This is a genomic window from Serratia sp. root2, from assembly GCF_031931805.1.
Taxonomy (GTDB): domain Bacteria; phylum Pseudomonadota; class Gammaproteobacteria; order Enterobacterales; family Enterobacteriaceae; genus Serratia; species Serratia inhibens.
The window spans coordinates 1,036,806-1,048,686 of the sequence record NZ_JAUJXB010000001.1 but is presented as its reverse complement, the minus strand read 5'-3'; the positions used below and the strand labels follow the sequence as shown (position 1 = coordinate 1,048,686).

At 58.2% G+C, this 11,881-nt stretch carries 13 protein-coding genes; 11 read left to right on the top strand and 2 right to left on the bottom strand.

All coding sequences use genetic code 11. The features are described from left to right. Window positions 1-13: 13 nt before the first annotated feature. The 4 genes from QZQ97_RS04925 to QZQ97_RS04910 all read left to right on the top strand — a co-directional run bounded on the left by QZQ97_RS04925 (window position 14) and on the right by QZQ97_RS04910 (window position 2,703). Window positions 14-505 carry an L-2-amino-thiazoline-4-carboxylic acid hydrolase gene (locus QZQ97_RS04925; protein ID WP_311992492.1) on the top strand — a complete coding sequence of 164 codons (492 nt, stop codon included), beginning with the start codon at window positions 14-16 and terminating at the stop codon, window positions 503-505. Further along, complete coding sequence (locus tag QZQ97_RS04920; RefSeq protein WP_311992491.1) at window positions 502-1,728, top strand: Zn-dependent hydrolase; 1,227 nt, start codon at window positions 502-504, stop codon at window positions 1,726-1,728. The genes QZQ97_RS04925 and QZQ97_RS04920 overlap by 4 nt, the downstream gene beginning before the upstream one ends. A 90-nt stretch (window positions 1,729-1,818) precedes the next feature. Next, a complete protein-coding gene (locus QZQ97_RS04915; protein ID WP_006319643.1) occupies window positions 1,819-2,166 on the top strand; it encodes an ArsR/SmtB family transcription factor in 348 nt (115 codons plus the stop codon). Between the two features lie 3 nt (window positions 2,167-2,169). Beyond that, window positions 2,170-2,703: an SRPBCC family protein gene (locus QZQ97_RS04910; protein ID WP_311992490.1), complete on the top strand. Its 534-nt coding sequence runs from the start codon at window positions 2,170-2,172 to the stop codon at window positions 2,701-2,703. Here the strand turns inward: QZQ97_RS04910 and QZQ97_RS04905 are convergent, their stop codons facing one another. Continuing rightward, window positions 2,704-3,732 carry a transporter gene (locus QZQ97_RS04905; RefSeq protein ID WP_311992489.1) on the bottom strand — a complete coding sequence of 343 codons (1,029 nt, stop codon included), beginning with the start codon at window positions 3,730-3,732 and terminating at the stop codon, window positions 2,704-2,706. A gap of 204 nt (window positions 3,733-3,936) precedes the next feature. On the opposite strand from QZQ97_RS04905, the gene QZQ97_RS04900 reads away from it, so the two are divergent. The 4 genes from QZQ97_RS04900 (at window position 3,937) to QZQ97_RS04885 (ending at window position 8,615) form a co-directional block, all read left to right on the top strand. After that, entirely contained in the window at window positions 3,937-5,547 is a 1,611-nt protein-coding gene (locus QZQ97_RS04900) for an inorganic phosphate transporter (protein ID WP_311992488.1), read from the top strand. Between the two features lie 26 nt (window positions 5,548-5,573). Beyond that, window positions 5,574-6,488 (top strand): polyphosphate kinase 2, encoded by a 915-nt coding sequence (ppk2, locus tag QZQ97_RS04895; protein WP_311992487.1) that lies wholly within the window; start codon window positions 5,574-5,576, stop codon window positions 6,486-6,488. 161 nt (window positions 6,489-6,649) lie between these two features. Next, window positions 6,650-7,483, top strand: a complete 834-nt coding sequence (gene pbpG / locus QZQ97_RS04890) for a D-alanyl-D-alanine endopeptidase (RefSeq protein ID WP_311992486.1) — start codon at window positions 6,650-6,652, stop codon at window positions 7,481-7,483. Between the two features lie 145 nt (window positions 7,484-7,628). Then, a complete protein-coding gene (locus tag QZQ97_RS04885) occupies window positions 7,629-8,615 on the top strand; it encodes an LLM class flavin-dependent oxidoreductase (protein WP_311992485.1) in 987 nt (328 codons plus the stop codon). 75 nt (window positions 8,616-8,690) lie between these two features. Here the strand turns inward: QZQ97_RS04885 and QZQ97_RS04880 are convergent, their stop codons facing one another. Continuing rightward, a complete protein-coding gene (locus tag QZQ97_RS04880) occupies window positions 8,691-9,995 on the bottom strand; it encodes an aminotransferase class I/II-fold pyridoxal phosphate-dependent enzyme (protein ID WP_311992484.1) in 1,305 nt (434 codons plus the stop codon). A gap of 68 nt (window positions 9,996-10,063) precedes the next feature. On the opposite strand from QZQ97_RS04880, the gene QZQ97_RS04875 reads away from it, so the two are divergent. From QZQ97_RS04875 to pdxY, 3 genes are read left to right on the top strand one after another with little or no spacing between them, the layout of a single operon-like run. After that, window positions 10,064-10,318 carry a hypothetical protein gene (locus QZQ97_RS04875; RefSeq protein ID WP_311992483.1) on the top strand — a complete coding sequence of 85 codons (255 nt, stop codon included), beginning with the start codon at window positions 10,064-10,066 and terminating at the stop codon, window positions 10,316-10,318. Continuing rightward, window positions 10,315-11,031 (top strand): glutamine amidotransferase, encoded by a 717-nt coding sequence (locus tag QZQ97_RS04870; RefSeq protein ID WP_311992482.1) that lies wholly within the window; start codon window positions 10,315-10,317, stop codon window positions 11,029-11,031. Before QZQ97_RS04875 ends, QZQ97_RS04870 begins: the two co-directional genes overlap by 4 nt. Further along, window positions 11,032-11,871, top strand: coding sequence for a pyridoxal kinase (pdxY, locus tag QZQ97_RS04865; RefSeq protein ID WP_311992481.1), 840 nt, complete (start codon window positions 11,032-11,034; stop codon window positions 11,869-11,871). Window positions 11,872-11,881: the final 10 nt, after the last annotated feature.

Genomic DNA, 11,881 nt, shown 5'->3' with positions numbered 1-11,881 from the left:
GGGGAGCAAGGTGATGAGCTGTGCAAAAAACGAATTGGGCATTCTGGCCCGTCGGCGTATCGAAGCCGAGATCATCAAGCCGATCTACCAGATTCTGGTGCGTGAAATCGGCAAAGAGCGCGCGCAGGCGGTGATTGGCGAGGCCATTGAAAACGCCGCCATCGATGCGGGCAGGCAGTTTGCTGCGCAGGAGCCGAATGGCGCCGATTTGCAGAGTTTCGCCGCCTTGCAGTATCTGTGGGAAAAAGACGACGCGCTCCAGGTGACGGTGATCCACCAAGACGAGCGGCAGTTCGACTATAACGTCACCCGCTGCCGTTATGCCGAGATGTATCATGAGATGGGGCTGGGCGAGATTGGCCATCTGCTGTCTTGCGCCCGCGACAGTCAGTTTATCGTCGGTTATGCGCCGGACGTCGAGCTGCAACGCACCCAAACCATTATGTCCGGCGCGCCCTGCTGCGATTTCCGCTATGCCGCAAAGCCGTCGGGAGAGAAAAAATGATCCCCCAGGTTAACGGCGAGCGGCTGTGGCAAAGCCTGCGCGATATGGCGCAGTTCGGTGCCATCCCGAAAGACGGCGTCACCCGGCTGGCGCTGAGCGAGGAAGATCGTCAGGCGCGCGACCAACTGCGTGCCTGGGCGCTGGAAGCGGGATGCAGCGTGCGGGTCGATCGCATGGGTAATATGTTTTTGCGCCGCGAAGGAACCCGCCCGGAACTGGCACCGGTCGTCACCGGCTCCCACGTCGACTCCCAGCCCAACGGCGGGCGCTTTGACGGTATTTACGGCGTGCTGGCCGGGTTGGAAGTGATCCGCACCCTGAACGATCGTCAGATTGCCACCGAGCGCGCACTGGAGGTGGTTAACTGGACTAACGAGGAAGGTGCCCGTTTCGCCCCGGCGATGATCGCCTCCGGTGTGTTTGCCGGCGTGTTCGATGAAGAATACGGCCTGTCGCGCCGCGATGCGCAGGGCATCAGTATCGGCGAAGCGCTGAAGCAAATCGGCTATGACGGCGACGACCCGGTCGGCGGCAGACCAATCCACGCCGCCTTTGAGTTGCATATCGAGCAAGGCCCGATCCTCGAGGCGGAAAACATCGAGATTGGCGTGGTGACCAGCGCGCAGGGCCAGCGCTGGTACGAGCTGGAGATCCTCGGTTTCAGCGCCCATGCAGGCACCACGCCGATGGATCGTCGCCGCGACGCCCTGCTCGGTTTTGCCGCTATGGTCACGGCGGTCAATCAGATCGGCCAGGATTTCATGCCGGACGCACGCGCCACGGTAGGCATGGCGCAAATCACCCCCAACTCGCGCAATGTGGTGCCGGGCAAGGTGTTTTTCAGCGTCGAGTTCCGTCATCCGCAGGAAGCGGTGCTGGAACAGATGGAGCAGCGGTTGCTGGCGGCGGTCGCAGAGATCGATGCCGGCACGTTGAGCGCTCGCGCCGAACGCATCTTCCAGTATCAACCGATACGCTTTGATGAAAACTGTATCGACAGCGTACGCCAGGCCGCGCAAACGCTGGGTTATTCGCACCGGGAGATGGTTTCCGGCGCCGGTCACGATGCCTGCTATCTGAGCCGGGTGGCCCCCACGGCGATGATTTTTATTCCCTGCGTGGACGGCATCAGCCACAACGAGCTGGAAAATATTTCGCCCGCCTGGGCCACCGCCGGTGCCGACGTGCTGCTCAACGCGCTGCTGGCGCAAACGGGCGCCTGACCCCTCGCCCCGGTTAACCGGCCGGGGCAATAGCAAAAAATATTCAACGAATCGGTTGAATATTCACCTCCGTGTTCTATATTCAACCATATGGTTAAATTATCTTCCTCACAGCTGGACGCCATTTTCCACGCGCTTTCCGACCCAACGCGCCGCGCTATTTTGCGTGCGCTGGCCGACGGCGAGCACAGCATTGGTGAACTGGCCGCGCCGTTGCAGATGTCGTTTGCCGGCGCCTCCAAGCATATCAAAGCACTGGAGCTTGCTGGGCTGGTGCAGCGAACCGTGCAGGGAAGAAACCATATCTGCCGGCTTGAACCCGGGCCAATGGCGCAGGCCATGCAATGGCTGCAAACCTACGAGCATTTCTGGACAGAACGGCTGGACGCGCTGGAAGTCGCGCTGCGGCAGCCCGAACAGTATCCTCCCAAGGAGTGAACCATGAACGACTACGGTATGATTATTGAAACCGGCACGCTGCGCATTCAGCGGCTGCTGCCCGGCCCGATCGAACGGGTCTGGGCCTACCTGACGGAATCCGACAAGCGCGCCACCTGGTTGGCCGCCGGCGTGATGACACTGGAAAAAGGCGCGGCGGTGGAGCTGGTATTTCGCAATTCGGATCTGACGGGCGAACACGAGCAGGCCCCCGCCAAATACAGACAAAGCGACTGCAGCGGCAAACACCTGGGCCATATCACCTGCCTTTTCCCGCCGCGGCTACTGAGCTTTACCTGGGCGGAACAGGAGCAGGGTCGCCCTTCCGAAGTGACGTTTGAACTGACCGAACAGGACAATGCGGTGCTGCTGACGGTCACTCACCGACGCCTGGCCAACCGTGACGACATGCTCAGCGTGGCCGGCGGATGGCATACCCATCTCGATATCCTGCTCGACCGCCTGCACGATCGCCAGCCACGCCCGTTCTGGAGCACCCACGCCAAGCTGGAAGAAGAGTACCGGGCGAGGCTGTAATCAGCTTTCATCCCGGCGCCTGAACGCCAGATAACCGGTGACCAACGTAAAACCGCCGACCAGCAACACCAGCAGAATAAAGCCGTGGTGATTGCTGGCCAGCGGGATCCCCCCCACGTTCATGCCGAAGAAACCGGCGACGATGTTGATCGGCAGTGCCAGCACGGTGATCACCGTCAGGGTGTACAGCGTACGATTGTTCTGCTCCATTTGCTTGGCGCCAATCTCCTCTTGCAGCAGGCGAATGCGCTCGGTCAGGCTGGCCAGATCGTTCAATACCACGGTGAATTCTTCGGTAAACTGCCGCAGATCCTGCACCACGTCCCGGCTTAGCCAGGCCGGTGGCCGGTTCAGCAGGCGGAACAGCGCGGCCGGTTCCGGTGCCAGCAGGCGCTGAAAACGCAACAGCATGCGGCGCATGCGTCCCAGTTCTGTGCGGTTGCGTTTCACATGGTTACTCAGCAGGCGATCTTCGATGGTGTCGACATACAGGTTGGCCTGCCGCACCACCTGTTCCAGCACCTCTTCCTGTTCTTCCAGCAAGTGCGCCAACAGCTCGGTGGACGAGGCCAGTTGCAGCGGCCCCAGACGGCCCAGCAGCCGTTCGATCAACCGCAACGGCTTGTGCCGCACGGTAACCACCAGCCCGCTGCGGCAATACAACCACAGCGTGGCGATCTCCGGATTATTTTCTTTAGGGTGGAAAATTACGTCGTTAAGCACGGCAAACAGATCGTCACCCTGCCGTTCGATGCGCGTGGTATGGGAGCCGTGACGGATTTCATCGAAGAAAAAGTCGGAGATCGCAAAGTGATTTTTCAGCCATTTCTCTGCCGCCGCATGGTTCAGATTGAGGTGCAACCAGATAAATCCCCCACCCGGCGACAGATCCCGGTAAGCCTGGCAAGCCTGCTGCGAAGAGACGCGCAGCGGCGGTTCTCCCGTGCGGAACACGTGGCCGTAAATCAGCCCGGTAACCTCATCATCAAAATCAAGCTTGTGCATTTTATCCGCAACCGTTTGAACCATAAATCTTTATCCCGAATAACCGCATTGATCAATAAACCAGACTCAGCCTTTATATCAATCTTTAAATACCAACGTTAATTATTTTCACTTTTCCAGATGATTAATATTACCGTCATAAAAAAGTCACATTATTTCCCAATACTTTCATGGCAACGCCGTTCAACACCGTCAGTATTCTAATGAAGTTTATCGGGAAGGTCCTTTATGAGCGATAACAGCGCCGTTCAAGCAGGTGTTCCAGCTGCGTCCAGCCTGCCAAAGATCTACCAAAAGAACAGCCGACTCACTGTTCTTTTTTTTGTTTTTTTATTAGTACTGGGGATCGCTTTTGCCGGAGTAAATCTATTTAACGACGTGACCGACGCCGGGGCAGTATATACCAGCTACCTCCCTTTTCTTTTATTGGGGTTAGCGCTGCTGATTGCGCTGGGCTTTGAATTCGTTAACGGTTTTCACGATACCGCCAATGCGGTAGCCACCGTTATTTACACCCATTCACTGTCGCCGATGGTGGCGGTGGTTTGGTCGGGATTTTTCAACTTCCTCGGCGTTTTGCTCTCCAGCGGCGTGGTGGCGTTCGGCATCATTTCGCTGCTGCCGGTTGAGTTGATTCTGCAAGCCGGCACCGGTAACGGCTTTGCCATGGTTTACGCCCTGCTGTTCTCGGCGATTATCTGGAACCTGGGCACCTGGTGGCTCGGGTTGCCTGCCTCCTCGTCACATACGCTGATTGGTTCCATCATCGGCGTGGGCGTGGCCAACGCCCTGATCCACGGCCGCACCGGCACCAGCGGCGTGGACTGGGGACAGGCGCTTAAAGTGGGTTACGCATTGCTGCTTTCACCGGTGATCGGTTTTGTGTTCGCCGCCCTGCTGCTGCTGGCGTTGAAGGTGTTCGTTAAAAACCGTCAGCTGTACACCGCCCCCAAAAATGATGCGCCGCCGCCGCTGTGGATCCGGGGTTTGTTGATCCTCACCTGTACCGGCGTCTCCTTCGCCCACGGTTCCAACGACGGGCAAAAAGGCATGGGCCTGATCATGCTGATCCTGGTCGGTACCATGCCGATCGCCTATGCCCTGAACCGCTCAATGTCGCCGGAGCAAATCCCGCGCGTGGCCGCGTTGGCGGAGGTCACCAAAAACGATCTGTTGCGTCAATTTCCGGCGTTCAGCCAGGTACCGCCGCGCGAGGTGCTCACCGGTTACGTGCGCACCAATGAGCTGACGCCGGACGTAGTGCCCGCGCTGGCGCAGTTGACCGGCGCCATCGGCGATCAAGTCCGCCAGTACGGATCGGTCGACAAGATCCCGGCGCAGGCGGTGTCCAACACCCGTAACGATATGTATCTGGCATCGGAAACCATCAAGCACCTGAAAGCGGAAAAACAGCTTCAGCTTTCCGCCGACTCACAGCGCAATCTGGATGCATTGAAAGGCGATCTGGACAGTGCCACCCGCTTTATCCCGTTCTGGGTCAAGGTGGTGGTGGCGATTGCCCTCGGCCTTGGCACCATGGTCGGCTGGCGGCGCATCGTGGTTACCGTGGGGGAGAAAATCGGTAAAAGTCACCTCACCTACGCCCAGGGAGCCAGCGCCGAGCTGGTGGCGATGACCACCATAGGTGCGGCAGACGCCTTCGGCCTGCCGGTTTCGACCACCCACGTTCTGTCCTCCGGCATCGCCGGCACCATGGCGGCCAACCGCTCCGGCCTGCAAATGTCGACCCTGCGCAACCTGCTGATGGCCTGGGTTTTGACGCTGCCGGCCTCGGTGCTGCTTTCTGCTGCGCTGTACTGGGTTTTCACTCATTTCTAAAACCGGGTTAACACGGAGAATCAATTATGGCCATGCATGAATTTAACCGCGACGATACCTTCAACCAGCGCCTGCTGCAGGAGTTTTATGACAGCTATGACGAGGAGCTGGAAATGGAGCTGGATGACCTGCGGTTTGACGACACAGAAGTGGACAGCGATCAGAAAAAAGCCTGGCGCAAACAGTATTTCCGCGAGCTGCTGCGTCTGCAGGGCGAACTGGTGAAGCTGCAAGACTGGGTCATGCGCACCGGCCACCGGGTGGTGATCCTGTTTGAAGGCCGCGACGCCGCCGGTAAAGGCGGGGTGATCAAACGCATCACCCAGCGCCTGAACCCGCGCACCTGCCGCGTGGCCGCGCTGCCGGCACCGAACGACCGCGAGCGCACCCAATGGTATTTCCAGCGCTACATCGCTCACCTGCCGGCGGCGGGTGAAATCGTGCTGTTCGACCGTAGCTGGTATAACCGCGCCGGGGTGGAAAAAGTGATGGGTTTTTGCAACGACGAGGAATATGAAGAGTTTTTCCGCAGCGTGCCGGAATTTGAGAAAATGCTGACACGCAGCGGCATCAAAATCATCAAATACTGGTTCTCGATCACCGATGACGAGCAGGAGCTGCGCTTCCTCAGCCGCATTCACGATCCGCTGAAACAGTGGAAGCTCAGCCCGATGGATTTGGAGAGCCGCCGCCGCTGGGAAGACTACACCGAAGCGAAAGAAATCATGTTAGCGCGCACTAACATTCCGGAAGCGCCGTGGTGGGTAGTTCAGGGCGTCGACAAGAAAAAAGCTCGGTTGAACTGCATCAGCCACCTGCTCCAGCAACTGCCTTACGAAGAGACTGAAGGCAACGTGATCACTCTGCCGCCGCGCAAGCGCAGCCCGGACTATAACCGCCATCCGGTGCCTGACGATATGGTCGTCCCTGAAGTGTATTGATTTTCAATGGGGGATGGCTTGCTATCCCCCTACCTGACATCATGATGAATACTCTGGTCTTTTACCGGCATATTCACCGTCTTCACCCTATTTTCTCCACATTTGTTGTGCAAACTCTTGCTGATATTTTTTAGACGTTTAGGGTAAGAGCCTCGCTTGTCATGACATTCCTGAATTGTGTTATCCCTTTTTCCCTTCGGCGTTTTCGCGCCGTTATCGCGCTCAGCCTGCTGTTTGTTATCGCTCCGGCACAGGCCACCGCGCCGCTGGTGTTACACTCCAAAGCCGTGCTGGTCGTCAATCAGCGCACCGGCAAAACGCTGTTCCAGAAACAGGCCAATCGCACGTTACCCATTGCTTCACTGACCAAACTGATGACCGCTATGGTGGCGCTGGATAGCCGCCGTCCGCTGGGCAATAAAATGAGAGTGACCGCCGCCGATCGGGATTTGTTGAAGAAAACCCACTCGCGGCTGACCCTGGGTTCGTCACTCAGCCGCCGTGATATGTTGCACATTGCGTTGATGTCCTCCGAGAACCGTGCGGCAGCCGCGTTGAGCCGTAACTACCCCGGCGGCCGCAAGGCATTTGTGGCGAAAATGAATCAGAAGGCGCGCAGCATCGGCATGAAACACGCCCGTTTCTACGACCCTACCGGGCTAACGCCGCGTAATGTCGCCAGCGCCAACGATCTGCTTAAAATGGTCAATCACGCTTATCGCTATCAAACCATTCGTCGTTTCAGTACCGATAAGCAGCATGTCGTGTACCCCGGGCGCGGCCAACTGGTGTACCGCAGTTCCAACGGTCTGATCAATAATCGCAACTGGAAAATTCAGCTGCAAAAAACCGGCTATACCAACGAGGCCGGTCACTGTGTGGTGATGAGAACCGTCATCAAAGGGCAGCCGATCGTGATAATTCTGCTGGGCGCGCAGCAGCGTTATGGCCATTACGCTGATGCGCTGCGCCTGAAAACCTGGCTGGAGTCCTGAGCGCAAGCGCCGCCTGGCTTAAACCGCGTCACGCATATCTAAATCCGTTTTTTATCAATGGAATATCCTATCCCGAATCAGTATTAAGCCCTTTGCCTCCTGCATGGTATTTGTCATAAATAATTGATGATAAAGGAGCAGGAAAATGGCTTATGCCTTGAGCGTGTTGGATAAAAGTCCGATTGCCGAAGGAGAAAGCGCCGCCCAGGCGCTGACGCGTACGCTGCATCTGGCGCAACAGGCGGAACTCTGGGGCTATCGCCGTTTCTGGCTGGCGGAGCACCACAATACCCCACAGCTCGCCTGCCCTTCGCCCGAAGTATTGATCGCCTATTTGCTCGGGCAAACCTCACGTATTCGCATCGGTTCAGGCGGCGTAATGTTGCAACACTACAGCGCTTATAAGGTTGCGGAAAACTTCAACCTGCTGGCAACGCTCGCACCGGGCCGGGTGGATCTGGGCGTGGGGAAAGCCCCCGGCGGGCTGCCGCTCTCTACCCAGGCATTGCAGGCCGCGCATGACCAGCAGAATAAGCCGGATTTTCCGCAGCAGTTGGCGCAGCTCAACGCTTATCTGAATGACGATGCGCAACCCGGCCTGAGCGCCACACCGCAGCCTGAGCAATCCGCTCAACGCTTTCTGCTGGGTGCCAGTAGCGAAAGCGCTCAACTGGCCGCCGAACACGGCTGGGCGTTTGTTTTTGCCGCACAGCTCAATGGCAATCCAGACGATATTCAGCGGGCGCTGGCGCACTACTCCGCGCAAAGCGGTGGCCGCAAAGCCCTGCTGGCGGTAGCGGCGATAGTCGCAGACACGGCCGCGCAGGCCAAAGAGTTGGCGGCCGGGATCCAGCAATACCGCGTGCACGTGGCCGGCGGGCAGAGCGTGACGGTGGGCAGCCTGGAGCAGGCGGAGAGTTTTGTTCAGCAGGCCGGCGCCACCGATTACCGCATCGAGCCGCGCGAAAGCCACATTCTGCTCGGCACTGCACAGCAGGTGCGCCGGCAGTTGGACCAATTGCACCAGCTCTATGGCGTGGAAGAGTTCGTTATTGATACACCGGTCAGCCAACCCGCCGCTCGCCTGGCCTCTTTGCAACTGCTGGCGCAGGAGCGTCTGACGTTGGCTTGATCGGTGAGCGGGGCTATAAGCGTTAAATCGGCATTGACCATTGGCCATTGGCCATACCGATTTGCTGCCTTACATTCAGTTAACCGAGGTGCCGGCGACCATCGCCACCGCCAAATCCTGCGCCAGTCGCTCTCGTTCTTCCTCAAGCAGGTTGGCCAGGCTGATGCGGACAGCCGGACCACTTTTCAGTCGGAACGGCTCACCGCTTTGCACCAGCCAGCCGCGCTGCGCCATGATTTGGCTAGCGGCGGCTTCTGAGCGCACCGGCAACCAGATATGCACGCCTTCTCCCGGTGGCAACGACAAGCCGGCCAGAGCGCCCATTCGCGCTGCCAGCGCATCGCGCCGCGCCTGATAGATTTCCTGCGCCCGCAATAGCAGGCCATCGCCCTGCACCTGCGTCCATAATTTGACGGCAATCTGCTGCAAGATATGGCTAACCCAGCGCTCACGGATATATTGATCGGCACGCATCGCTTGCAATAACGGCGGTGCACCACAAGCCAACGCAATGCGCAGATCCGGGCTGAGGAACTTACTCAGTGACAACACATACAGGCCGTTGTCGGCACTGCAGGGTAAATGCAGCGGCTGTTGCGACAGCGGCCCCCAGAAATCATCGACAATCGCCAGGCAGCCGGGCCGTTGCGCCAGGAACTCACGCCAACACCTGGCGCGGGCAGCACTGAGCGACATCCCGGTCGGGTTCTGCGCGCGTGGCGTGAGGATCACCGCGCAACCCAGCGTTGCGGCATCCTTCTCCGGCAATTGGCACCCTTGTTCATCTATCGCCAACGGCAGCGGTTTTAGGCGAAGATGCCGCAGCAAGGTCAACAACGGTGGCCAACAAGGATCTTCCACCCATACCGCCGCCCCCGGTGCCGCATGGCAGCGCAGCGCCTTTTCAATCGCGTCCAGCGCGCCGGAAAACACCGCCGGTTCGCCCAGCCTTGCACCTTGTTCGCTGAGCCACTCGCTGCCCAGCGCACACAATGCCGGTAAATCACCGCTGACGTCATAGCCATTCTGCTGCGGGAATACGTCATCCTTGCCCAGCGACAGCGCCGGTAATAGCGCCACATCCAGATTGCCACTGGCCAAATCGCACAGGCCTTCTGGCACCTGTCTTACGCTACGCACCGCCCTTAACGGCGGCTCCAGCACCTGAGTACCGGCGCGGCCACGAGTGGCCACCAACCCGGCATCCCTCAGCTTGGCGTACGCACTGGCCACGGTATTGGGGTTCACTCCCAGTTCCCCGGCCAACTGACGCACCGGCGGCAACAGGTCACCCGGTTGCAAGTCACCCCGCTTTATCTGCGCGCCGATCCGTTCAGCAATCTGGACAGCGCTGCCGCCTTTTGCATACAATGAACTCATACATAAAGCCTTTTTGTATTAGTTCAAACTAGATTACCCGTTTCGAACGCAAAAGTTAAGGGGTCAAAATGGAAAAACATTACGTACTCGACATACAGCATGCCGGCAAAGCCTTCGCTCGCTTGCAGATGTTCACGCCCTGGGCTGCCGAACACCTGCAACAGGCCTGCGCGTTATTCCCCGCAGCGCAGGGCTATCAATTGCACATCAGCCAGGTCAAAGAGCGCCGGATTGTTTATCAGAGCGGTACCAGCGGTATTACCGTGCTCGGCGATGCGCTGGAACTGGAGCCTTATCACGATGCCAGGGAGGTAGAACAATGAAAAAAGTTGTCGCTATCAGGCATGTAAATTTTGAAAACCTCGGTATTCTGGGATCACTGCTTTCACTGCGTGGCTATCAGATTGATTATTACGATGCAGGCCGTGACGATATCCGCGCCATTCATAATGAAGACACCGATTTGCTGGTGTTGCTCGGTGGGCCGATCAGCGCCGCACAGCATTTTGCCGGGCAGCAGCAGTATCCGTTTCTCAACGACGAATTGGCGCTGGTCACCCAGCGGTTACAGCAACGTCGGCCCACGATCGGCATTTGCCTGGGGGCACAGGTGATGGCTCAGGCTTTGGGTGCCGGCGTTGTCTCGCTGGGAGTGAAAGAGATCGGTTACGCGCCGCTGACGCTGGCGGAAAATGAAGACTCCGTATTGGCGCCGCTGGCGGCAACGCCGGTGCTGCACTGGCACGGTGATATGTTTACTGTGCCTGAGGGTGCAACCTGTTTGGCCAGCACCGAGGCTTGCCGTTATCAGGCGTTTGCATATCAGGATTTCGCGCTGGGATTGCAGTTCCACCTGGAAGCCGACCATCGCGATATTGAACGCTGGCTGGTTGGCCACGCTTGTGAGCTGGAGTTGGCCGGCATTGCTCCACAGCAATTGCGCGATCAGGCCGCACGCCATGGCGCACAATTGGAACAGCGCGCCCGCCAGGTGTTTGCGCGGTGGCTGGATAAAAACGAACAAAGGACGTGTTAGATGCAACAGACTTTTCAATTGCAACCGCCGCAAATTGATGTGATCAGCATTCAATCGCAGGTGGTGTATGGCAGCGTCGGCAACGGTATCGCCTATCGCACCCTGCTGAAAAAGGGGCTGGAAGCGCTGCAGGTGCCCAGCGTGCTGTTCGGCTGCCCGCCCTATTACGGTGCCCCCAGCGGTAGCGTGATTTCAGCCGAATGGTTCAGCGGCTTTCTGGACGATTTGATCGCTCGCGGCGTGATGAAACGCGCCCGAGCGGTGATCGTCGGCTATCTGGGCGATGTCGGCCAATGTCATATTCTGGACGCTTGGTTGCAGCGCGTTCGCGCTATCAATCCGCAGATAAAAATCTATATCGATCCGGTGATGGGCGATTACGGTGAAGGCGTGTACGTGGACCCGCGTATCGTCAATTACTATCGTTCGCCACTCCTGCGCCTCGCCAACGGCCTGACTCCCAATGGGTTTGAACTGGAACAGCTTTGCGAGCACAGTCTGGTTACGCGTGAACAGACGCTGCATGCCGCACAGGCGCTGTTGAATGACACTACCGAATGGGTGTTGGTGACCAGCGCACCGGGCATTGCGGAAAACGACGATGAGCTTGGGTTATTGCTGGTCAGCCGCAATCAGGTACAAAGCTATACCCACCCCAAAATCAAATCCAGGGTGAAAGGCACCGGCGACATGTTTACCGCGCTGCTGGTCAGCCATCTGCTGCATGGAAAAAGCCTCAACGACGCCATCGTTACCGCCAGTGGCGAAGTGTGCGACGTGTTGGCGGAAGCGGAACATTTCGGGTGGGAAGAGATTGGCAGCTTGCGTGCCTTGAGATAGAACAGAATCA